19 protein-coding genes and 1 other annotated feature are annotated in these 24,327 nt (G+C 40.7%); of the genes, 12 read left to right on the forward strand and 7 right to left on the reverse strand.

The genetic code is table 11. The features are described from left to right. Nucleotides 1-8 precede the first annotated feature (8 nt). Nucleotides 9-2,249 (forward strand): sensor domain-containing protein, encoded by a 2,241-nt coding sequence (locus AC27JR_RS11005; RefSeq protein WP_487173616.1) that lies wholly within the window; start codon nucleotides 9-11, stop codon nucleotides 2,247-2,249. A gap of 334 nt (nucleotides 2,250-2,583) precedes the next feature. Here AC27JR_RS11005 and efpL read toward each other — a convergent pair whose 3' ends face one another. Next, the gene (gene efpL / locus AC27JR_RS11010; protein WP_024602810.1) at nucleotides 2,584-3,156 is read right to left on the reverse strand and encodes an elongation factor P-like protein EfpL; all 573 of its coding nucleotides are present in this window, start codon (nucleotides 3,154-3,156) and stop codon (nucleotides 2,584-2,586) included. 194 nt (nucleotides 3,157-3,350) lie between these two features. Between efpL and AC27JR_RS11015 the strand changes: the two genes are divergently transcribed. Further along, nucleotides 3,351-3,737, forward strand: a complete 387-nt coding sequence (locus tag AC27JR_RS11015) for an MmcQ/YjbR family DNA-binding protein (protein ID WP_008114503.1) — start codon at nucleotides 3,351-3,353, stop codon at nucleotides 3,735-3,737. 60 nt (nucleotides 3,738-3,797) lie between these two features. Here AC27JR_RS11015 and fadJ read toward each other — a convergent pair whose 3' ends face one another. Beyond that, on the reverse strand, nucleotides 3,798-5,921 hold the full coding sequence (gene fadJ / locus AC27JR_RS11020) for a fatty acid oxidation complex subunit alpha FadJ (protein WP_487173618.1): 2,124 nt from the start codon (nucleotides 5,919-5,921) through the stop codon (nucleotides 3,798-3,800). Beyond that, nucleotides 5,921-7,231, reverse strand: a complete 1,311-nt coding sequence (gene fadI / locus AC27JR_RS11025) for an acetyl-CoA C-acyltransferase FadI (RefSeq protein WP_010391348.1) — start codon at nucleotides 7,229-7,231, stop codon at nucleotides 5,921-5,923. Before fadI ends, fadJ begins: the two co-directional genes overlap by 1 nt. 329 nt (nucleotides 7,232-7,560) lie before the next feature. Between fadI and AC27JR_RS11030 the strand changes: the two genes are divergently transcribed. The 8 genes from AC27JR_RS11030 to AC27JR_RS11065 are packed head-to-tail and all read left to right on the forward strand — an operon-like array spanning nucleotide 7,561 to nucleotide 15,798. Beyond that, nucleotides 7,561-8,517, forward strand: a complete 957-nt coding sequence (locus AC27JR_RS11030; protein ID WP_010391346.1) for an AAA family ATPase — start codon at nucleotides 7,561-7,563, stop codon at nucleotides 8,515-8,517. Between the two features lie 3 nt (nucleotides 8,518-8,520). Continuing rightward, nucleotides 8,521-9,465, forward strand: a complete 945-nt coding sequence (locus AC27JR_RS11035; protein ID WP_109875535.1) for a DUF58 domain-containing protein — start codon at nucleotides 8,521-8,523, stop codon at nucleotides 9,463-9,465. 3 nt (nucleotides 9,466-9,468) lie between these two features. Next, nucleotides 9,469-9,903, forward strand: a complete 435-nt coding sequence (locus tag AC27JR_RS11040; RefSeq protein ID WP_075170589.1) for a DUF4381 domain-containing protein — start codon at nucleotides 9,469-9,471, stop codon at nucleotides 9,901-9,903. Next, nucleotides 9,896-10,879 (forward strand): vWA domain-containing protein, encoded by a 984-nt coding sequence (locus tag AC27JR_RS11045; RefSeq protein ID WP_055011727.1) that lies wholly within the window; start codon nucleotides 9,896-9,898, stop codon nucleotides 10,877-10,879. The genes AC27JR_RS11040 and AC27JR_RS11045 overlap by 8 nt, the downstream gene beginning before the upstream one ends. Next, complete coding sequence (locus AC27JR_RS11050) at nucleotides 10,879-12,798, forward strand: vWA domain-containing protein (RefSeq protein WP_487173621.1); 1,920 nt, start codon at nucleotides 10,879-10,881, stop codon at nucleotides 12,796-12,798. The genes AC27JR_RS11045 and AC27JR_RS11050 overlap by 1 nt, the downstream gene beginning before the upstream one ends. Further along, on the forward strand, nucleotides 12,792-14,435 hold the full coding sequence (locus AC27JR_RS11055) for a BatD family protein (RefSeq protein WP_487173623.1): 1,644 nt from the start codon (nucleotides 12,792-12,794) through the stop codon (nucleotides 14,433-14,435). Before AC27JR_RS11050 ends, AC27JR_RS11055 begins: the two co-directional genes overlap by 7 nt. 53 nt (nucleotides 14,436-14,488) lie before the next feature. Beyond that, on the forward strand, nucleotides 14,489-15,046 hold the full coding sequence (locus AC27JR_RS11060; RefSeq protein ID WP_008114493.1) for a sigma-70 family RNA polymerase sigma factor: 558 nt from the start codon (nucleotides 14,489-14,491) through the stop codon (nucleotides 15,044-15,046). After that, nucleotides 15,046-15,798, forward strand: a complete 753-nt coding sequence (locus AC27JR_RS11065; RefSeq protein ID WP_010391327.1) for a DUF3379 family protein — start codon at nucleotides 15,046-15,048, stop codon at nucleotides 15,796-15,798. Before AC27JR_RS11060 ends, AC27JR_RS11065 begins: the two co-directional genes overlap by 1 nt. 76 nt (nucleotides 15,799-15,874) lie before the next feature. Here AC27JR_RS11065 and AC27JR_RS11070 read toward each other — a convergent pair whose 3' ends face one another. Together AC27JR_RS11070 and AC27JR_RS11075 are read right to left on the reverse strand one after the other, a co-directional pair. Next, a complete protein-coding gene (locus AC27JR_RS11070; protein WP_010391325.1) occupies nucleotides 15,875-17,065 on the reverse strand; it encodes an amino acid aminotransferase in 1,191 nt (396 codons plus the stop codon). 78 nt (nucleotides 17,066-17,143) lie between these two features. Then, nucleotides 17,144-17,803, reverse strand: coding sequence for a GAF domain-containing protein (locus AC27JR_RS11075; protein WP_487173624.1), 660 nt, complete (start codon nucleotides 17,801-17,803; stop codon nucleotides 17,144-17,146). A 235-nt stretch (nucleotides 17,804-18,038) separates the two neighbouring features. Between AC27JR_RS11075 and AC27JR_RS11080 the strand changes: the two genes are divergently transcribed. Continuing rightward, nucleotides 18,039-18,368: an SUI1 family translation initiation factor gene (locus AC27JR_RS11080; RefSeq protein ID WP_008114484.1), complete on the forward strand. Its 330-nt coding sequence runs from the start codon at nucleotides 18,039-18,041 to the stop codon at nucleotides 18,366-18,368. Nucleotides 18,369-18,383: 15 nt separating this feature from the next. On the opposite strand, the gene AC27JR_RS11085 is transcribed toward AC27JR_RS11080, so the two are convergent. Beyond that, nucleotides 18,384-21,386, reverse strand: a complete 3,003-nt coding sequence (locus AC27JR_RS11085; RefSeq protein WP_487173625.1) for a bifunctional diguanylate cyclase/phosphodiesterase — start codon at nucleotides 21,384-21,386, stop codon at nucleotides 18,384-18,386. A 196-nt stretch (nucleotides 21,387-21,582) separates the two neighbouring features. After that, nucleotides 21,583-21,698 (forward strand) — a sequence feature (Phe leader region). 44 nt (nucleotides 21,699-21,742) lie between these two features. Here AC27JR_RS11085 and AC27JR_RS11090 point away from each other — a divergent pair. Next, complete coding sequence (locus AC27JR_RS11090) at nucleotides 21,743-22,900, forward strand: chorismate mutase (protein WP_008114478.1); 1,158 nt, start codon at nucleotides 21,743-21,745, stop codon at nucleotides 22,898-22,900. A 42-nt stretch (nucleotides 22,901-22,942) separates the two neighbouring features. On the opposite strand, the gene tyrA is transcribed toward AC27JR_RS11090, so the two are convergent. Next, nucleotides 22,943-24,076, reverse strand: coding sequence for a bifunctional chorismate mutase/prephenate dehydrogenase (tyrA, locus tag AC27JR_RS11095; RefSeq protein WP_487173626.1), 1,134 nt, complete (start codon nucleotides 24,074-24,076; stop codon nucleotides 22,943-22,945). Between the last annotated feature and the right edge of the window lie 251 nt (nucleotides 24,077-24,327).

A 24,327-nucleotide genomic window follows, 5' to 3' on the forward strand; every position in this document is an offset into this window, starting at 1 on the left:
GTAAGACAATGAACAAAATAAAAATAATAAAATACATTCTATTGTTGGCCGCTTTGGCCACAGCCTACTCTGCTAGTGCATTCGAGTCATCGTTTAGCTTGAACTTAAATGCGCTAGTCGTTAGCGTGTGCGCAATAATGTCATTACTGTTAATTTACTTTTTAACAGTTATTCACTCACTCAAGCGCTCACATTCCCAATTACAGCAATCTGAAAAACGTTTAAAAAGTACCGTAGAAGGCAGTGGTGACACGCTATGGGACTGGAATATAAAAACCGGAAAAGTTATTCGTATTAACGACAAGTACGTAATGAATAGTAGCAATCTAGTAGAATTTCCACCGAATAAAAGCCTAATACACCCTCGTGATTTAACTCATGTAGACTACCTATTAAAAAAACACTTTGCTGAAGAGAGTACTTTTTTCGAAGCTACTTATCGTATTAAAGATAGTTTTGGTAAATGGCATTGGGTACTCGACCGTGGCAAAATAATTGAAAAAGACGCGAACCTTAGCCCACTGCGAATGACTGGCACGGTAAGAGATATTTCGCAGTTAAAATCAACCGAAGAACGACTGAACCTATTTGCAAAATGCGTTGAGTCACTCACTGATGCACTGGCTATATATGATAAAGACTTTAAGCTTGTTGATATTAATCCCAGCTTTTTAACTTTGTTTGGCGGTGTACGTGAGCAATACCTTAAAAAAGAATTTCATTTAGCCGGTTATGACAAAAGCTACATAGAAACCATAAAAGACACCGTTCGAAAGCACGAGCATATTCAAGAAGAAGTAAAGCTGCGCAATAGCGATCATGCTTTACTACCATTTGAAATCTCGATAGATGAAATTAAAAACGCGCAAAATCAAATTACCAATTATGTCGTAGTATATTCTGACTTAACCGAGCGTAAAAAAACCGAGTCTGAGCTCAATAATTTATCTAATCGAGATCGCACCACCAGCTTACCTAACCGTAATTTGTTTTTTTCTGACTTACAAAAACTAGCCAAGCAGCATTCTCACCATGCCTTGTTAGTATTTGATTTAGATAACTTTAAAAAGATAAATGACTCATTGGGTCATCAGTTAGGTGATAGCTTGCTAGCAAAACTTGCTATGCGTTTAAATAAGCTCACCCGTGAAAATGATGTATTTTATCGCCTTGGTGGTGATGAGTTTGCGCTTGTTATGTCTAACACCAACGATATTCACACTATTACCCGCATGGCTAAACAATTTTTAGCGGCAATAGCCACACCATTTAAAATGGCAGGTCATGAACTTGCTATCACCTCAAGTGTAGGAATTGTACTGTTTCCAGAAGATGGTAATACCCCCGAAATACTATTAAAGAACGCCGATACCGCCATGTATCATGCGAAAAAGAAAGGCAATAGCTACCTGTTCTTTAATGACACCATGAATCGCCAAGCAGTAAAACGACTGCAAATAGAAAACCTAATGCGCTTTGGTTTAAAAGAAGATCACTTTGAGGTGTATTACCAACCTAAAATGAATATTCGTACAGGTAAGCTTGCCGGAATGGAAGCCTTGGTGCGCTTTATTACCCCTAAAAAAGGCATTATTAGCCCCGGTGTATTTATTCCAATCGCTGAAGAAACAGGCCAAATTATTGAAATTGGTGAAGTGGTTTTAAACAAAGCTTGTCGTGATGTAAAGCAATGGCTAGACGCTGGATTATTTAACGCTCGTGTAGCGGTAAATTTATCGGCCAAACAATTTAGCCTACCCGATTTAACCTCTCGCATTGATGTGATTTTACAAAAAAATGAACTGCCCTCTTACTTTTTAGAGCTTGAGATCACCGAAGGTACGGTAATGGACGACCCACAAGAAGCGATTGCTATTATGCGCTCTTTAAGTGCCCGTGGCATTCATTTAGCCATGGATGACTTTGGTACTGGGTATTCATCGCTGGCGTATTTAAAGCAGTTTCCACTGAATACGCTTAAGGTAGATAAAGCCTTTATTGATGATATGAAAACAGAACGTGGCCGCAATATGGTGGACTCTATCGTCACAATTGCACATAACCTTGATTTGCACGTAGTTGCAGAAGGTGTAGAGCAAGCATCGCAAATAAGCATACTTGAAGAACTAAACTGTGAAACACTGCAGGGTTATTACTACTCTAAGCCACTGTCAAAAGATGAATTTACTGCGTTTTTAAAACAACAACAGAGCCAATCAAAACTAAGTTTAATTAGAGCGACGAGTTAAGCACGCCATAAGCACGTTTTTACGCCGATATTACGTATCAAGGCACGTCGATAATGCAGATTAAATAAACACCAAGCCGCAGGCCCCAACAGTCCCCCCAAAAATAGCCAGCGCTTAACGGGCATACCCTTTTTAATGGTTTCAATATACATAAGTATGATAAACACACCACTGAGTAAAATAAATAACACCGTAGCCACCAAACTGCTTAAAAATTAAGGCGCGTATAATAGCGTCAAACTGGCGAAAATTAAAGCAACACATTCTTTGCCCGTTACTCAGACACAAAAAAGCCGAGCAACTAACATGCTCGGCTCTCAATTCTCATTACAGCTTACTTGTCAGCACGACCCATAAACTTGTGCTCAGCGGTATTTATACGGATGCGATCACCGGTTGAAATATGCTCTGGCACTTGAATCGTTAAGCCCGTTGATAAGCGTGCAGGCTTTGATCGAGCACTAGCGGAAGCCCCCTTAATTGAAGGGTCAGTTTCTTCAACAACAAGTTCAACACTTGAAGGAAGATCAAGCCCTACCGGCGCGCCATCAATCACAATAACATGCACACCTTGGGTTTCTTCATTAACAAACTGAATTTCTTCCGCTATGGCGTCTTTAGCCAAGTTGTAAGGCGTGTAATCTTCATTATCCATAAAGACATACTCATCGCCATCAATGTACGACAGCATCGCTTCACGACGGGTTAAATCAGCAAGGTTAAGCATATCGCTGTCTTTAAATGTTTCGTCAACTTTACTACCCGTTACTACATCGTATAAACGCATACGGTATAAACTACCACCAGCACGACCTTGTGGTACTGAGCGTACGATATCTTTTACTACTAATACACGGCCATTAAAATCAATAGCCGTCCCTTTTTTAACATCACTTGCCTTTGGCATGGGTGAATTCCTATTGTTTTTTTGATTGCGAGAAACATACCACGAAACGGATATTGTTCAACAATAAAGTGATACCATTACCCTCTTGCAATCGTATTAACTTAGAAATCTGTAATTTAGACCGAAACACGTGTTATCTAGTAGTAAAAAGCTGCTATGGTTAAGTTATCGATTATGACCTCAAGGAATGGCTCATGAACCAACAAACTGTACATACGTATTTAATGAACAAACCGTTAGTTAAACTAACGCAACCTTTTGCTAAAGATGTTGATGTATATAAAGTAAACCATAAGATGTTCGCCACCCTTGCACTAAGCAATGAGGGTGAAACCGATGAAAATGGCGAACCGATCTGGTGGCTAAACTTAAAGTGCGATCCTGATGAAGCGCAGTCATTACGTGATATTTTCCCTTCGGTGATTCCAGGCTATCACATGAATAAACGCCTTTGGAATACCGTGATTTTAGATGGCTCAGTGCCACAAGGTGAAATTGAGCGAATGATTGATAATTCATTCAATTTGGTGGTCGACAACATGCCAGATAAAGACAAACAGGCCATTGCCGATTTGCTATAACACTTACAGCAAACATAAAAAAAGCCGCTAATGCGGCTTTTTTACTTTAAAATTAAATAATTAGTCTTGTTGTTCTGCTTTACTATAAAACTTATCGCCTTTCTCAGCCATTTCAAGCAAAGTCTCGCAGGGTGCAAAAATGGCATTGCTGTTAGCCAATGTAGACATATCAGAGCTTATTTTACTCGCACCTAATTTGTCCATGTAGCTAAACGGGCCACCTAAGAACGGTGGGAAACCAATACCAAAAATAGCACCAATATCACCATCACGCGGGCTTGCGATAATACCATCATCTAAACAACGAGCCGCTTCATTAAGCATTTGTGAAACACAGCGCTTAGCAATCTCGTTTTTATTTAAACGTGGGGCTGGGGTTACACCTAGTAGCTCATAGACTGACTCATCGACCTTTTTGCCTTTCTTGTCGTATTCATAAAAACCGCGCCCTGTTTTACGACCAAGACGTTTTGAATCAATCATGCGCGAGAAAGCATCGGGTCCTTTAAAACGCTCACCCAATTCTTTTTCAAGAATTGGCGCAATTTTAGATCCAATATCAATACCCACTTCGTCCAGCAGTGCCAACGGTCCAACAGGAAAACCAAACTCGACTAAGGCCGCGTCTATTTTTTCAATCGGCTCACCAGCAAGCATTAAATTCGCCGCTTCATTAAGGTATGGCGCTAAAATACGGTTTACATAAAAACCAGCCATATCTTTTACCACAATTGGCGTTTTACCTTGCTTACGTGCAAAATTAACTACACGAGCAATGGTTTCTTGTGACGTGCCTTCGTGAGGAATAATCTCTACCAGTGGCATTTTCTCTACTGGCGAGAAGTAATGTAAACCAATTACATTTTCAGGGCGTTCTGCTTTTGCTGCAATTTGCGAAATAGGTAATGACGAGGTATTACTTGCAAAAATAGTATTAGCTTGGCATTGCTGCTCAACATCAGCAACCATACCTTGCTTAAGCTCTAAATCTTCAAATACCGCTTCTATAACTAAATCTATGTGCTTAAAGCCGCTGTAATCCGTAGTGCCAGTAATGCGGTTCATGGTTAACTGCATATCGGCTTTTGACATAATGCGGCGCTTAAGGCGTTTATCTAAGATTTTGTATGTGTAGTTCATGGCATTACTTATGCCCTGCTCTGCCACATCTTTAATACGTACCGGCAATTTAGCCTTAACCGCACTTACATGGGCAATACCTGCGCCCATTAATCCGCCACCTAACACAGCAGTTTTACTAATCGCAGGTGCGTCATCGTTGCGCCATTCTTTTTTCATTTCAGTGGTTGCAAAGAAAATACCGCGAAGTGCTTTAGACTCATCACTCATTACTAACGTAGCAAAGCCTTCGGCTTCGGTTTTATACGCTTTCATTTCATCAAGCTCTACGCTTGCACGAACCGCTTTAATAATCGCAAGCGGCGCAGGGTAATGGCCACCAGTTTTTTTAAGTACGTTTTCTTTAGCTTTTTTAAAGATAAAGTTACGACCAAACGGGTTTGATTCTAATAACTTGCTGACCTTATCAAGTTTAGGCTCTTTAGCTTGTGGCTTTTTCTTCGCAGCAAACTCTTTGGCCACTTTTAGCAGTACGCTTTGTGGAACACAATCATCCAATACACCGGCTTTTTTAGCTTGTTTTGGACGAATTTGCTTACCAGTTAGCATCCACTCAAGGGCTTTTTGAATACCCACAATTTTAGTTAAGCGTTGTGTACCACCACCGCCAGGCAATAAACCTAGTTGTACTTCTGGTAAACCAATTTTAGTTAAATCGCTATCTGTACCAACGCGATAATCACATGCTAAAGCAAACTCTAAACCACCACCTAAAGCAGCACCGTGAATAGCACTAACCGTGGTATACGGTAGTTTTTTCATATCAAAAAATGCTTGATGGCATAATTCGCTGATAGCTAATGCATCTTCGCGTTTTTCAACGCTGTCTAGCATTTTCACATCAGCACCGGCAATGAAGTTATCACTTTTGCCGCTAATAAATACCATACCTTTCACTGCATGCTCTTTAGCTTGTGCTAATAATGCTTTTAAATCATCAGCAAAGCTGTCACGCAGGGTATTCATTTTTTCACCCGGCACATCAATGGTTACCACGGCTATTTTGTTATCATCAACCGTTAAATTAAATACTGAATCTGTCATTACGCACTCTCCAATACAAAGGCTGCACCTAAACCACCCGCAGCACAGGCAGTCGTTAACGCTAAACCACCGCCACGACGCTTAAGCTCGTATAAGCTTTGTGTAATTAAACGCGCGCCGGTTGCCGCAAATGGGTGACCATAAGCGAGTGAACCGCCGTTAACGTTAAACTTATCCATGTTAATTTCACCTATGGCTTTATTACGCCCTAAGTGCTCTTGTGCAAATTTATCTGAAGCAAACATTTTCATATTCGCTAAGGTTTGCGATGCAAACGCTTCATGCATTTCTATAAGGTCTAAATCAGCTAACGTAATACCTGCTCTATCAAGCGCGATTGGCGTTGAGTGGGCAGGCCCCATTAGCATGTCTTTTTCTACGCCTATGGCTGAAAACGCAAAACTGCGTACGTAGCCTAATATTTCGTAACCCAATGCTTTGGCTTTGCTTTCGCTCATCATTAACACTGCAGCTGCGCCATCGGTTAATGGGGTTGCATTAGCGGCAGTCACAGAGCCGTGCTGACGATCAAATACAGGTTTAAGCTTGGCATAACCTTCAACCGTTGAGTTTTTACGAATATTGTTATCTTCTTCAATAAAGCTTTTATAAGGCGGTAAGTGCGCCGTCATTACTTCATCTTTTAACTTGCCATCGGCCCAAGCTTGAGTTGCTAATGAGTGAGAACGATGTGCTAAAGCATCTTGATCTTCACGGCTAATATTATGGGTTTTAGCCATTTGCTCAGCTGTTTGTCCCATTGATAAACCCGTTGAGTACTCAGCAACCGCTGGCGGTACTGGTAATAAATCTTTTAAACGTAGTTTTGAGAATATTTTTAAACGCTGACCAAGCGTACGGGCTTTGTTTAAATCGACTAAACTGCCGGCTAATTTTTTACTTACACCAATTGGCAATACAGACGATGAATCGGCACCACCAGCAATACCCACGTTTACAGAGCCTGCCATAATAGATTCGGCAACATTTGCAATTGCTTGAAAGCTAGTTGCACACGCACGTGACACTGAATATGCATCAACGCCAACTGGCATACCTGTACCTAATACAATTTCACGTGCAATATTTGGCGCTTCTGGCATTTGTACTACTTGACCAAAAACCAGTTGATCGATTTCTGACTTGTCGAAATTTAATCGCTCAAGCATTTCATTAACTACTAGCTTACCCATATCCAATGCTGGTACATGGTGAAACGCAGTTGCTTGCTTAGCAAAAGGAGTACGTAGGCCGCTTACAATGGCAATACGGTCGCCTTTTGGTGTTTTAAGTATGTTTTGCTCAGACATTTATTATTCTCTCCCGCTGACAGGTCAGACCTGTATGTTTTCCTCGATTCTAAACAACCCGTGTGATAAAGCCAATAGATAAACGTAAATTAATCATAAAGCGCCATTGTAAATCACTACATACATTGTGTAAGGGTAATACAATAGGCTTTTTTAGCAGGTTTTACAAAGTTTTGTGTTAGGCTAAAAAGCGTTAAAAAATAACGAACTATTTTCAAAAAATCAGTCTAACTCTTGAGTTATCCACTTATAAACCTTATAACTAGCTCAGTATTTGTTACCTAACCACTTTAGGTATTATTTAAGCTGACGAGGACAGTCCACTTATTATGGCAGCTAACGCATTTTCAAACTTAAAAACGTATTTAGACACCCAAATTATTGGCCAGCCAGCGCTCACTCAAGCACTCTTAATTGCTATATTAGCCGATGGTCATTTACTTGTTGAAGGCCCTCCGGGGCTTGCAAAAACGCGAGCGGTTAATGCTTTAGCAAAAGGTATTGAAGGCTCGTTTCAGCGTGTTCAGTTTACCCCAGACTTATTACCTGCCGATGTAACCGGCACTGATATTTATCGTCAACAAACCAGTGAGTTTGTGTTTGAAAAAGGCCCTTTATTTCATAACCTCATATTAGCGGATGAAATAAACCGAGCACCAGCAAAAGTACAGTCAGCTTTATTAGAAGCAATGGCCGAGCGCCAAGTTACTGTGGGCAAAAATACGTATCCACTTAGTGACCTGTTTTTAGTGATGGCAACACAAAATCCGCTTGAGCAAGAAGGGACCTACCCACTACCTGAGGCGCAATTAGACCGTTTTTTATTACATTTAAGTATTAATTATCCAGGGGCTGAGCACGAACTTGATATTTTACGCCTAACCCGTGGTGAAGCACTTAATGATGAAGCCCCAGTGCTTGAGCAAATTTCGCAAGCAGAGCTGTTTGCCGCTAGAAAAGCGATTTTGGGTCTGTATTTAGCAGAGCCACTAGAGCAATACTTAGTTCAGTTGATTATTGCTACTCGAGAAGGCGCAAACTTAGATGAGCAACTTGGCCGCTGGATTGAATACGGCGCCAGCCCACGTGCCACGATTGCTTTAGATAAATGTGCCCGCGCTCATGCGTGGTTAAGTGGTCGTGATTTTGTATCGCCTGACGATATTCAAGCTGTGGTACATAATGTATTACGCCATCGTATTATTTTAAGTTACGAAGCACAGGCCGATGGTATTACAAAAGATCAGGTTATTAGCCGTATTGTTGAACTAGTTGCTGTACCTTAAGTTATGCAAACACACTTTGATTCTCAGGCATGGCTTAAATTAAGTCATAGCCATGGTGTTAATTTATCGCTTAAAGAGCTGATGTATTATAAAGCAAAAGCGCAACTGCTTGAGCTGGCACCTAAAGTTAGAATAAAAAATACCTTAGCGGGGCAATATCTGGCGCCGCATAAAGGCCGTGGCATGGAGTTTGCCGAAGTGCGCCATTACCAACACGGTGATGACATACGCTCTATTGATTGGCGGGTCACGGCTCGTACCGGTGAAACCCACACCAAACTTTTTCAAGAAGAAAAAGAACGCCCGGTATTTGTATTTACCGACTTTTCAAACTCCATGTTATTTGGCTCTCAATTATTATTAAAGTCGGTGCAAGCTGCACATATTAGCGCCTTAGTTGCATGGTCTGCTTGCCAACGTGGCGATAGAATTGGCGGTATTGTGTTTAATCAGCACTCGCATTTAGAGCTTAAACCTAGTGCCCGTGAAAAGGCCGTGTTAAAGCTGTGTCATAATTTATGCGACGCCCATCAGCAGGCACTTGAAAATATTGATAAACCTGCCAGTAATAACTTTAGTGACAACCTTAAGCGTTTAAATCACTTAGCTAAACCCGGTAGTTTGGTTTATATCGTATCCGATTTTAACGCCTTAGATGACGCCAGCTTTAAACAACTCGAATTACTTGCGCGGCACTGTGAGTTAATAGGCTGCCATATTAGCGACCCCTTCGAGCATAAGTTACCTGCTTTCCAACAAGCGGTTACGGTAAGTGCTAATAATCAGCAGTTTGCCCTCCCTTTGATGGATAACAGTTTTAGAGAACGATTTGCCAAAAATGCCGAGCAAGCATTTAGCGCGCGTATTAATCGTTTAACAAAATCTGGGCTTAACCTATTATCATTCGATGCAGCCACTGCGCTGGAACTGCAATTAGTGAGAAGATAAATCATGCAAACCTCTCCACTTGATGGCCTTCACGATATTATTGCTCCCTCTCACGTTGACTGGTGGCCGTTAGCCCCTGCTTGGTGGGTAGTTATTAGCATTGCACTGTGCTTAGTGTGTGGCTTAATTATAATTATGTACAAAAACTATCAATTTAAAAAACCAAAACGTAAGGCGATTAAATTAGCAAATCAACAACAATCAGCGCAGCAATTGCATATTATTTTAAAGCGTTTGGTGATCACCTATTACGATCCACGCTTAGCAGCGCAATCCACAGCTAAGTGGTGTAAAACCCTAAGTCAACTTGCTGCAATTCGTTTTAATGAAGATGAAATTTCAGGCCTATATAGCACAGCACAAACACCACCGGCACTCAGTGATAAGTTTCGCCAAGCTATTAAACAATTTAAGCTAAAGGAGCCACTGCATGTTTGAATTTAGCTGGCCATGGCTGTTTTTATTATTGCCGCTTCCTTTAACGTTACTGCTATTAAAACCCGCAGCAAGTAATGCAACGACACGTTTACGCATCCCAAGTTTTGCATCGCATAATTTAAATAATCAACATGTAGAGCCCAGTGCACGTAAGTTAAACACTCTTGAATGGTTGCTATGGGCATTATTAGTAACAGCATCGGCTAACCCTACTTGGTTAGATGAGCCTATATCGCTGCCTAATGAAGGTCGCGACATTATGCTCGCTGTGGATTTATCGGGCTCAATGACAGAACAAGACATGGCTTATAATGGCCAATATGTTGACCGTTTAACTATGGTTAAAGCAGTGCTTAGCGATTTTATAGAGCAGCGTCAAGGCGACAGACTTGGGCTAATATTGTTTGGTGATACCGCGTTTTTGCAAACACCTCTCACCCGTGATGTAAAAACCGTCAGCAAAATGCTTACTGAAGCACAAATTGGCCTAGTAGGACGTGCCACGGCTATTGGTGACGCTTTAGGTTTATCGGTTAAACGCTTTGCTAGTAAAAAAGAAAGTAATCGTATTGTGGTGTTACTAACAGATGGACAAAACACCGCAGGAAACCTTGACCCCGAAGATGCCCTATTACTAGCTCGTGAAGAAGGCATAAAAGTGTACACCATCGGAGTCGGCTCAGATAACCCTCGTGGCTTTAGTTTATTTAATATGGGCTCTGGGGGCAGCAATTTAGATGAGAGTTTACTGAAAAATATTGCCGAACAAACAGGGGGTCTGTACTTTAGAGCCAAAGATGTCGCTGGGTTGCAACAAATCTATGCAGAGCTTGATAAACTCGAGCCAATTAGTGCCGATGAGCAGACCTTTCGCCCGCAAACAGCCTTGTTTTATTATCCGTTATTACTGGCCATTCTATTAATAAGTGCAATGGCATTTTTAAAAACAGTACGTGCATTGAAGGAGCCAAGCTAATGGATTTTGAGTTTATTCGCCCCGCTATTTTATGGCTGCTACTCCCTGCGCTAGGGCTGTTTTTTATTGCCATGCTTAAAAAGAAAAAAGCCCAATCGGCGCCACTTATTGCGCCACATTTAGCACAATTTGTTATGAGTGAAGCAAACAATCAAGCTCGTCAGCCGCTGTGGCTAGTTGCGTTATTTTGCAGTTTAGCCATTATATTTAGTGCAGGCCCAAGTTTTGAGGAAAAACAAGTCCCTGTATTTCAAAGCAAAAGTGCCCGCGTTATTGTAATGGATATGTCGTACTCTATGTATAGCACCGACATTGCTCCTAATCGATTAATGCAATCTCGCTTTAAAGCCCTCGATATGATTGAGTTATTTAAAGAAGGTGATACTGCATTAGTAGCCTACGCAGGCACTGCCTATACCATTTCTCCACTGACCAATGATGCAACCACCCTTGCTAATCTTATTCCTAGTTTGAGCCCTGAAATTATGCCTGATAAAGGCTCCAACGTGCTGGCAGGTTTAGACATGGCGCAAGAGCTGCTCACTCAAGCAGGCTACCTAGATGGTGATATTATTTTGATCACCGATGGTATTGAACAACAACAGCAAAGTGATATAAGTGGCTTTACTAACAGTAGCCAGTATCGACTTAATATTTACGGTATTGGCACTGAGCAAGGTGCACCAATAAAGTTACCTGAAGGCGGATTTTTAAAAGATAATTACGGCCAAATTGTAGTGCCTACACTCAATGGTTCTTTACTCAAAGGACTAGCAAAGAATAGTGGCGGCCAATACGCTAATTATCAGCCAAGTAATAGCGATATTGCCATTTTTTCACCGCAAGCAAACAGTGAAATACTAAAAAGTGAAAAACCAAATTTAGCCTTGTGGCGAATCGATGTTGGCATTTATGGCTTGCTTATTTTACTGCCCTTAGCTCTATACTTATTTAGGCGCTCTGCGTTTATTGGCGCGGTGCTATTGCTAAGCTTTATACCTCAGCAAAATGCCCATGCAGTAGATTTGCCAACGCTATTTAAAAATACCGATCAGCGTGCATTAGAAGCTTACAACAACCAAGAGTACCAACAAGCAGCGCAAGCGAAGTCCAACGCTCTCAAAGGCGCTGCACTTTATCAGCAAGGTCAGTTTGAAGGCGCTCTGAACGAATTTAGTCAAGATAAATCAGCTACTGGTTATTACAATTACGGTAATGCACTGGCTAAAGCCGGACAATTAGAGGCTGCTATAAACGCTTACAAACAAGCGCAATCACTGCAGTCTGATTTTACCCAAGCAGCCGATAACCAAGCGTTAGTTGAGCAGTTACTTAAGCAACAGCAAGACCAAGAAAACCAACAAGGTAATGATTCGCAAAATCAAGATGATCAAAGTCAAGATGATGCAGATAAATCAAAACAAGATCAGCAAAAAAATGGCGATAAAAATAACGCAGATAAAAGCGAAGATAACAGTCAAAACAGTGAAGAGCAGCAATCGGGTGAGCCCTCGGAGCAATCGGGTGAGCCCTCGGAGCAATCAAAAGATCAACAAAGCCAATCTGGTGAGCAGTCAGATGAACAAAATCAGCCTGACATGCAAGCTCAATCACAAAACCAACAAGACGAGAACAAAGACGACGATAGTAAGCCTCAGCAAGACGAGCAACAGAGTCAACCCAATCAAATGAATGAGCAACCGCCATCTGATGAGCAAAAGCAGCAAGCACAACAACAAGCTATGCAAGCACAGGCGGCTGAACTCACTAATGAAGAAAAAGAGAAAGCACAGCAACTAAATCAGTTACTAAGAAAAGTGCCCGACGATCCCGCTATTTTATTAAGAAACAAAATGCAATTAGAAGCCCAAAAAAGACAATATCAACGCCGTCCAACAGGAGTAGAAAAATCATGGTAATGCGATTATTTTGCTGTTTATTGCTATTAACTGCCATGCCATTAATGGCCGCCACTTCATTAGAGGCAAGCGTAGATAAAAACCCGGTACTGGCAGGTGAGTTTTTTATGCTCAATATTAGCGTTGATGATTCAATCAAAGGGCAACAACCCGATACTTCAGCGCTGTTAAAGGATTTCGTAGTCGGCCCTATGAGCTTAAGTAGCCGCACCAACATTATTAACGGCAGCATTAAAAAACAAACATCGTGGTCTGTTAAGTTAATGACTCGCAAAGCCGGCGAATACACAATTCCTTCTTTTAGTGTTGCAGGGCTCAGCTCTCAACCGATAAACTTGTCGGTTAAAGAGCGAAGCAGCGATGCGGGCAAAAATGATGATATATTTTTAAAAAGCTCGCTTACAAATAACAGCTTATTTGTGCAAGAGGCTGGCGTTTACACCATTAAACTTTACTTAGCTAAAGAGCTACTTGATGGCAGCTTAAGCACGCCAAGCATGGTAGATGCTCAACTCACCCAGCTAGGTAAGCAAAGTGAAGATTATGAACTGGTTAACGGTAAACGTTATTTAGTGATCACCCGTAATTATTTAATTCAGCCGCAAAAAAGTGGTGCATACACCATTGAAGCACCGGTTTTTCAAGGGCGTGTTCAACAAAACTATCGCCAACTAGAGGTGTCGGCACTTGGCGATGAACAACAGATTGAAATCAAACCCATCCCTGAGAATTATCAAGGTGATTGGTTACCCAGTGAATTAGTAAGTCTAACCGAGCAATGGCAACCAGACGATAATACTGTTGAGGCCGGCACGCCAATAACACGCACTATTATGCTTACCGCATTAGGGGTTACTAAGGAGCAACTACCCGAAATTGATATGCCTACTATAGATGGTATTCGCAGCTACCCAGATGAAAAAGAGACTAATAATGCAGTACGCGATGGTCGAGTGGTATCACAGCAAAGCGCCTCATTTGCGCTACTACCACAAACACCAGGCACTTATACATTGCCTGAAATTACCCTGCCTTGGTATAACACCAAAATGAACCGAATTAGTTACGCAACTTTACCAGAGCGCACAATTACGGTAACACCAAGTACCACAGCGCCAGCAAACTCACTAAATACACCCGTTGAAAGTACTTTAAACAACACGGATGCAGAGCCAACGCAGCAAGCGCTCAGCGTGCAACGCCACACTAGTACGCCTCTATGGCTTATTATTGTAGCCGTATTAGGTTACATATTATGGATTGTGACCCTGGTTCTTTACTTTATGAAACGCTCAGCTAAAGAAGTGCAACAAACGACGCAAGCAAATCATAGAGGCAATCAGCAAGCAGATTTAAAAACACTGCAAATACTTGCTAAAAGCCATGATAATAAAGCATTTTACGATGCACTTAATCTATACGCGCTAACTCGAACAGATAAAAAGGTAGGAGCTCTCACCCATTTATGCGCTATGATAAACAACTCGCAGTTCACTGCGCAGGTAAATAATTTACAAGCACAGTTGTACGGTAACCAATCGGCTAGCACTGATTTAGAAGCGATTGTTAGTTTATTAAAAAAACATCAATCGCACACAGCTAAGTCATCATCTGCGTTAAAAGAGCTATATTCTTAATAAGAATCTTAGTTACTTTTTTGGCCTATAATAATTTTAATTAAAAAGTGCTTATGTTTGGAAATAAAAAATCGAATGATCGGGTCTTAATTAATATGGCTGAAAAACAACAACGCTATGAAGCCTTGGTTCATGTTTATCATAAGGAACTCTATCGCTTTGCTTACTGGTTATGTAACGATCCGACTATTGCTGATGACTTAGTGCAAGAAACCTTTTTGCGTGCATGGCGCTCGCTTGATTCGTTACTCGACCAAAAAGCAGCTAAGCCATGGTTGCTGACCATTTTAAGGCGTGAGAATGCCAGACGCTTTGAGCGCAAACAGTTTGATTACAGTGATGTAGATAACGACACACTAGTGGATCAAACCAGCCATAGCTTAGATACAGCAATGGAGCAAACTGTTATCCAGCGGCAAATTTCATTATTGGCTGATGAGTACAAGGAGCCGCTGTTGTTACAGGTGGTTATGGGCTGCACTGGAGATGAAATTGCAGACATACTTAACTTAAATAAAAATACGGTTATGACGCGTTTATTTCGAGCAAAAAATCAACTTAAAGAGGCATTAAGCCGTGATGATGATCAACTTAAAGGAGCATCAAAATAATGGATGAACTTGAGTTTCGTCGCCGCACAATTGCGCAGCCAAACGAGCTAGACAAAGAACTTCAGGAATTTGCGAACAGCAGTGCCGACAGGCAACAATTTTTAAATGAAAGCAAAGCATTCGATAAACAACTCGACGACGCGCTTGATATTACTGTACCTGACAATCTTGCTGAACGAATTATTTTAAACACCTCGTTAAAAGAAAAAGCTAGAACAGATGAACTTGAGCAAAAGGATAACGTGGTTAGTGCACGCTCATGGTTTAAGTTCGACCGAATGCATTTGGCTTTGGCAGCTTCGTTTGTGATTGCAGTTAGTGCGTTTATGTTTAGCGAAGAACAAAGTATTAATCAAACGGCTGGTGAGCATGCACTAGCCCATGTTTACCATGAAATTTATGCGTTAAATAAAACTCAACAAATTAGCATCCAAACTGTCAATGAAAAGCTGGCTTTACTTGGCGGCCATATTAGTGATTTACCTGGCAAAGTGACTTATGTTAACTTTTGCGATTTTCAAGGTGAGAAAGGTATTCATTTAGTGTTTGAGTCTGACTTTGGGCCTATGACCGTGTTTATTGTGCCAAGCGATAATCAAATCTTTGAAATTGGCTCTGATGATTTTAATGACTCTCGCTATGCTGGCCATATAAATCGTGGCAAACAGGCTGATACCGTGCTAATTGCAAGCCTTGGCTCACCAGTTGATATGTATAATGAACGTATTTCAGGTGCTATTCGCTGGCTTTAAGCCATTATAGAAACAATAAAAAACCGCAACGAGTGTGCGGTTTTTTTATTATTTAAAAGCCAAAGCTGCTTACTGATTACTTACAAACATCAGCAACTGCGTTAGCAAAGTAGTTGATATTTGCTTGGCTAATACCTGCTACATTAACACGGCTAGAACCGACAATGTAAATACCGTATTCTTTTTGCAAGCGCTCGATTTGCTCTTTATTAATACCTAAGAAAGAGAACATACCGTGTTGGCGGTCAATAAACGAGAAGTCTTGAGCAATGTCTTTCGCTGCCAGGCTGTCTTTAATTAAACTACGTAACCCATTAATACGGTTACGCATTTCATCAAGTTCACTGTGCCATAGCTGCGTTAACTCTGTGCTGCTTAAAATAGTGTTTACGATGTCTGCACCATGCGCTGGCGGCATAGAATAAATGCTACGTACCACACTTAATAACACCGAGTTTGAAATATCAGCTGTTGCACTGTCTTTTGCAATGATTGAACAGGCACCGATACGCTCACGGTATAAGCCGAAGTTTTTAGAACATGATGAACAAATGATCAACTCTTCAACCGCATTGGCTAAAATACGCAGACCATTTGCATCTTCTTCTAAAGAAGAACCGAAACCTTGGTATGCAATATCAATTAATGGTGTAAAGCCCACATCTTTTGCAAGTTCTGCAATGGTGTTCCATTGTGTTTCGTTTAAATCCATACCACTTGGGTTATGACAACATGCATGTAGCAGCACTACATCGCCTTTAGGCACCTGTGTTAAGGTTTCAACCATTTCATCAAACAATAGATCTTTGTTTTCGTAATCGTAATATGGGTATTCTTTTACCGTTAAGCCTGCAGCTTCAAATAAGCTAATGTGGTTTGCCCACGTCGGGTTGGTTACCCATACAGTGGCGCCTGGATTACAACGTACAATGAATTCTGCAGCAACACGAAGTGCACCAGTACCGCCAGGAGCTTGTGCTGTGCGTACGCGATTAGCTAATAATGCTGGGTGTTCACCTAGTAGAAGATTTTCCATTTGTTGACAGTAATCTAAATTACCAGCAAGACCAATGTAAGATTTGCTCATTTCATTTTCTAAACGAAATGCTTCTGCTTTTTTTACTGACTTTAATACCGGGGTATTCCCCTGCTCGTCTTTATATACACCAACCCCTAAGTCAATCTTATTTGGGTTAGTATCTTGCTTATAGGCCGCCATAAGGCCAAGAATAGGGTCTGTTGGTAATGGTTTTAATACTGAGAACATTGACTATCTCTTCGTTATTTAGGGGTTAGCTGTTGCGCTAAGCTTAACATAAAAACTCACTAGATTGACTAGTGTTATTTACACTAAAAAGTGAGGAATTTTAATGCAGCACGCAATTAATAACGCGAGCGTCGCTTTATCAAAAAACTCAGTATTGAAGGCTTCACCATCAACAATACCTACACACTGCTGATGTGCATTAAATAACGGTAAACAGGCTTCTGCTTTTACCTTCGGATCGCAGGTATAATACTCACCGCCTGCTGCTATATATTGTTCAACATTATTAATTACGCGTCCTTTACCGCTAAGCGCTACTTGAACGTTATTACTGCCCATTGCAAATTCATCGGTCAGCGGAAACAAAGGACGACTCGGGGCACCAAAATAAGCCAGCTTTAATAGCTGCTCACCTTCATTGGTGACGGTATTTTGATAAATGCCGTACCAATCAAGCTGCGTATTTTCAATAACGTAGTCAACAATCAACTGAAGTTGCGCCAGCTTTTCAGTTGTTTGCGTACTTTGGCTAACATAATCGCTTAGTTTAAATGGCTCATCCTGTAGGTAACCAAATAAGCTGCATGCCCCTCCTTCACCTAGCTCAGGAATTTGATACTCCCAACGCACCGCTGGTGCAGCATTATTATTTAGATATTGCTCGAGCTTTTCTAGCTCAGCGTGAATTAACTGTTGCTCAATATTAAGCTGAGCGTGCTCTAAGTAAGAATTAAGCATTTGGACGTCCATACATCTATAATGCCGAAATAGTAGCATGGATATTTTTATAGTGCTAGCCAATTTAAAATGGTTTTTAAAAATACTTATGTGCATTTTTAATAAGCCTAATGAGGTCAATATTGTTAAGCTTATAACTTTATAAAAATGAATCGAGGCGTAAAAATTACGTCTTTGCGTCGCAAATTTGTTATTATTTACCGCATTATTATATTCAATCTTAAGTAGGTTAATTATGAGTGATAGTCACTTAGTGTATTCAACAGCAACGGGGCGAATTGACCAGCCAAAGCCAGAAAAAGAACTGGATGTAAAACTATTTAAAGATGGCTCTATTCGCATAGAGCGTCAAACCAAAGGCCGAAAAGGCAAAGGTGTAATGCTGGTTGTTGGTCTTGATCCACAACAGCATGATTTGAAAAAGTTAGCTAAAACAATAAAAAGTAAGATGGGCCAAGGCGGCGCAGTAAAAGAAGGGGTTATCGAAGTACAAGGTGATGACCGCGACAAACTAAAAGCTATTTTAGAAGGGTTAAAATTTAAAGTAAAAATTGCGGGTGGTTAACCCGCAACTTTTTACTTATTCAATAATTTTTAGCGCAGCTAGTTGATCAAATAATGCGGGGATATCATCTTCAGCCACTGGCTTGCTAAAATAATACCCTTGCACAATAAAACAATTATTGTTTTGTAAAAACTCAACTTGCTCGATTGTTTCAACCCCTTCAGCAACCACATCAAGCTTCAGCTTTTGTGCCATAGCGATAATGGCCGCAGTGATCTCCATGTCGTTGTCATCCTCAGGGATATCTTTGACAAACGAGCGATCAATTTTAAGAATATCGACGGGGAAACGCTTAAGGTAACTCAGCGAAGAGTAACCCGTACCAAAATCGTCAATAGAAATTGAGATACCCAATTTTTTAAGTTGATGCAACTGTTCAATAGCCGCCTCAACGTTACCCATCAGCATGCTCTCGGTTAGTTCAAGATGCAGACTTTTTGCGTTAATTTGTGTCTCTATAATTATCTTTTTCAGCATAGGTACTAAGCTTGCGTCTTTAAACTGTCTTGCTGACAGGTTAATCGACATATTACTTGCTCTATCTTGTTGCTCTAGTCGCTTAGTAAACTCACAGGCTTGTTGTAGCACCCATTGACCAAGCTCCACAATTAAACCGGTTGCCTCGGCTATGGGAATAAACTTAGTCGGAGGAATAAACCCTTGTGTAGGATGGAACCAACGAAGCAATGCTTCATATCCCACCACGCTGTTATCGCGACAATCAACCTGTGGCTGGTAATGCAGCGTGAGTTGCTTTTCTTTAATCGCATGGCGCAACTCATTTTCAAGGAATAATCGTTCATTAGCTGCCGCATTAAGATCTTGGCTATAAAAGTGGAAAGTATTACGCCCTTTGGCTTTTGCTTCATACATAGCTAAATCGGCATGCTTTAATAACTGATCTTCTTCTAGGCTATCAAATGGCGCTAAGGTAATACCAATACTTGCACTAACAATCACTTCATTGCTGCCAAGTTTTATTGGCTGATTTAACGTTTTTTGTATTGTATCAGCGACTTCAGATGCTTCTTCTTGGTGCTCAATGCCACTAAGTAGAACAGCAAACTCATCCCCCCCTAAACGGGCTATGGTATCTTCCGCACGTAAACGCTGTTTTAAGCGTGTTGCCACTTCAACCAATAGCTGATCGCCCGCATCATGGCCTAAAGTGTCATTAATACGTTTAAATTCATCAAGGTCAAAATAAAATAAAGCAAACGAGTAACGCCCTCTTTCAGCAAGCGCCATGGATTTTCTAAGTTGCATCCTAAAGAATGTACGATTAGCAAGTCCGGTTAATGTGTCGAAGTAAGCGAGCTGTTCCATTTTTCGTTGGCTTTCTTTCACAAACGAAATATCTTGCGCTGATGCCACGTAACTGGTGATTTTACCACCGTCTTCTCGAATTGGTGACACACTTAGCGATACCCATAATGGCGGCTTATTTTGCGCTTCAATAAGCGTATCTCCTCGCCAATAATTACGGTTGCGTAAATCAAGATCAATATCTTCAACCAACATGGTCATTTCATTAGCAATAATTGTCAGTAATGGCTGGCGCAAGAAGTCATTTTCGGCAAAGTCTGTCATCTCCAACATTTTTGGATTCACATATTCAATGACAAAATTTTCATCGGTGATCACCACCCCCGTCCCCGAGAACGCAACCGCTTTAGACAAACGGTTTGCTGCTTTTTCTGCGATTTCTTTTTCTATTATACGCTGATTTAAGCCATCAATGAGTTTACGAATTTCAATGGTCATGTCTTTGAATGAACCATTAAGCGTACCAATTTCATCTTTATTTTCTTTTGGAAAATCAATTTCTAACTGGCCTTTACCAAAATTAGTAACTGCATAAACCAATGAATGTAAGCGTCTTAATACTAATTGGTAGAGTGCTTGGTGTAATAATAAAGCAACTAAAATGGCATACAGAATAAATAAGCCAAAAAACTTAAGCTTTAAATCTTTAAGTGCCGATAACGTTGAAGAGCGCTTTTTATAAACACCTACATACCAGTTTACACCTGCCACCTTATGAATGTTGATAATGTAATCTTCATCATTTAATGAAAACGAATCGGCATATTCTGGCAATTGAATTTGCCCTGCGTTATCAATAACGCGCTTTAGTTCAGGGGAAATAAAATCTTCTGGTAGTAGCTTTTTACCTGCCTCACCGTATTTTGTATAACTATCAGAGCCTAAATTTGGGTGCGCTAATAATTGCCCTTGCTCATCAAATACGACAAGGTGCTTTTCTTTTCCACCCACGGGTAATTGCGATACTAAGGACTCGAGTGAAATATCACTCCCCGTGACACCTAAAAATTCATCATCTTTATAAATAGGAACAATTAAACTCACTACCCATTTATTCCATACATTATCGTAGTAAACCCGCGACCAAAGCGGATCACGCTGTGGGTTAGTTAACGATTTGGCATAATTAAAGCTCTCACTTTGGTTGAATGTGTAATTTCCGGGCACATTAAGCGCCCAATTAGGTGGTGCAACACGAATAAAGTTATCTTTAGTTATAAGATAAAAATTATAAAAGTCTTGGATTAACGTCGGAGAAATAACTTTCCAAAGCGATTCTGAGTCAGCAATTAGCTGTTTATAAAAAGGAGAATATGCAGTTTGAGGGATAAATGCGGCAGATAGGCCATCTGCTGATGCACTGCGCACTGAGCCATCATTGGTCAGCTGCATTGTGGGTGTATTATTATTTTTAAATGACAGCTGCCCTTCAAATAACTGCTCGCTAACAACAATATTAGCTTGCTCTGCTATTTTAACTTTGGTCGCTATCAAGTTGTTAAATTGTTTTATTAATAATTCATTTGATTGCTTTAATACCTCATGCTCTTCAAAGACAAGCTGTTTTTCTTCTGACTTGAGCATTAATGCAGCCGCGCAAATGCCTGCCACTAAACAGATGCCAGAGATCAACAATGATAACTTTACACTGAGTGAGTTTATGCCAAATCGAGATGGAGGGCGTCGATACACAAAAAGCCAACCTTATTTATAATTATTATTTTTGCAAGTAATAGAAATATACCAGAACTTAAATCAGAATTATAAATTATTTATGAAGTTTTCTAAAAACAACGTGTTTTGTCTATATATCGGGTAAAAAGCCGATTTCCTGTAAGTGCTTGTTGACATTGGGGGTTACACTTCATACATTAAGGGTATGAATATAAATTACTCACACACCTTTTTTTCTTTTTTTAGCTTCTTTATGTAGAAGAGGCTTCCCTGTTTGTGAGATAAAATCAACCGAATAGTAAAGCCTCCCAACTGGGAGGCTTTTTTGTTTTCACTGCATAATCAGTGACATGTTTTGGAATGAGGAAAACCAAATGAGCAACGATGTACTCGATACTCTCAGGCACGACATAAATGAAATCGACAACGATTTACTTGTCTTGCTAGCAAAACGACGCCGTATTAGTCATGGCGTCGTTGAATATAAAATAGCAAATAATAAACCCATTCGTGATGAAGCCCGTGAACTGGCTTTACTCGAAAAACTCATAGGCTATGGCAAATCGTTAGGACTTGACGCTTACTACGTTAACAATGTTTTCCAAACGATATTAGAAGACTCTGTGTTGCATCAACAAGCCATGCTACAAAAGAATTTAAATCCCGATGCACTGAGCGAAACTCATCGCGTAACGTATTTAGGCGGTCAAGGCTCGTATAGTCAGCTTGCGTGTCATAAATATTTTAGCCGTCGCCCGGGTAAATTAGTTGAAATTGGTTGCACCTCATTTGAGGAAATCACCGGAAAAGTAGAAAAAGGTCAAGCCGACTTTGGCTTACTGCCTATTGAAAATACGAGTTCGGGTAGTATTAATGAAGTATTTGATTTACTGCAGCATGCACAAGTCTCTATTGTCGGTGAAGTTACTCATAGCGTTGATCATTGCTTATTAGCAACCCCAGGCACCGAGCTAAGCCAATTAACCAAGGTATTTGCACACCCACAACCCTTTGCCCAATGTAGCCGCTTTTTACAAGGGCTTGGTGAACTTCAGCATGAAACCTGTGACTCGACCTCAAGCGCACTCAAGTCTGCTATGGAAACGCCAAATAGTGCCGCTATTGGCTCAGCGCAAGCAGGGAAAAATGTAGGCCTTGAAGTGATTAAGGCCAATCTTGCCAACCAAAAAGAAAATCACAGCCGCTTCATTGTCGTTGCCCGCAAACCACTGCAAGTATCGACACAAATTCCGACTAAAACCAGCTTAATTATGTCAACCAAGCAACAAGCTGGTTCACTTGCCGATGCGTTAATGATTTTTAAACAGCATAATATTAATTTAGTGAAACTAGAATCTCGACCTACGCCTGGTAACCCATGGGAAGAAGTGTTTTATGTGGACTTGGAGGCTAACTTAATCGATAACCAAGTTAAGCATGCATTAGAAGAGCTTAAACAGCACACTCAATACGTGCGCGTTCTCGGTTGCTACCAAAGCGAGTCTTTGCAAGCTGTTAGCGTAGAAAGCTAACCAAAAAAAGGGCCTATCGGCCCTTTTTTGTTTTCAGTAATTTTAATCGAGTACTTTCGCGTCATTCGCTTTATTTAATAAACTGCGGCTTTGGGTTAAAAAGTGCGCCGTTGAATCTGAAAAATAAGACTTTGCATCAGCAAAAGCATCAATTAATGCGGGCTTATCCCCTGCTTTTAGCTTTTCAAGCGTCTCTGAAAACAGCGACTGATACTGCGCTAATAAACTTTCTACATTATCAAATTGCGCTAACATAATATCAGTGTATAACTCTGGCGATTGCGCAAATAAACGCCCAACCATCATCAACTCTAATTGATAAATAGGTGATGAACAACTTCTTAACTCGGCGAGTGTGTGCCCCTGTTTTGCTAAAAACTGACCGTACACAAAGGTAGTTAAGTGGCGCATAACCTGGATAATTTGCATTGCTTCGTCATGCTTTTTGGCATCAAGTTCAACCAACTGACAACCCCATATTTGTAGCTGCTTTAGTAACCCTTGCGCCACTTTATGACTGCGCCCTTCGCACACCACCACGGTTTGTTTCACCCAATGAGAAATATCAGGCCCAAACATTGGGTGTAAACCAACAACTGGCCCACTATGTACTTTTTTAAGTACCGTTAATGGGGCTTGTTTAACTGATGTAATATCAACCAGCAAACAATCATCATCCAGTTTCGGTAGTGCATTAACAACGGTTTCAAGGGCATTTATTGGTACACTGATCATCACCAGTTTTGCACCTTTTAGGATATCTGCTGCCTGCAATTGCTGCGCTTTATCTAAAATTTTGACTTCGTAACCCGAACGCTGAAATTGTTTTGCAAATAACTGCCCCATTGCTCCCTCACCACCAACGATAACAATTGGCGATAATTGTGGATCGGCGCACGCTAATTTGGCTTGTTGATTTTGATAAGCTTCACGCATCATGCGTCTGAGAATGTCTTCAACTAAATCAGGGTTTACACCTTGATTAATAGCCTCTTGACGTCGTGCAGCTAATAAATCTGCTTCTCGATCGGGTGCATGTAATGGCGCGCCAGTTTGTTGTTTTATTGCGCCTATTTGTTGGGTAATACCATTGCGTTTTGCAAGTAAGGCAACCAGTTGCGCATCGCATTCATCTATACCTGTTCTTAGCTGCGCTAAATCACTTATCTCTGCCACGTTCTCATTCCATCCAAAAAAGCAAAATCGTAAATTAAAACTTACAAAAAAGTAAACTAATCAATACGATAAATACTAACAGGATACGTTAGGGGTTAAAAGGCAAATTATTGAAAAGATCACTATCAGTTGTTCAACTAAAACCAAGGTGGAAACGGTAGTAAGTAACCTAAACGCTAGATAATAAATCTATCTCAAGCAGCTATTTCAGCGCTAACTACATTGAATTTAAGTAGGTTCAGGTTAAGTAG

This window comes from Pseudoalteromonas sp. NH0006-26 (assembly GCF_057552415.1).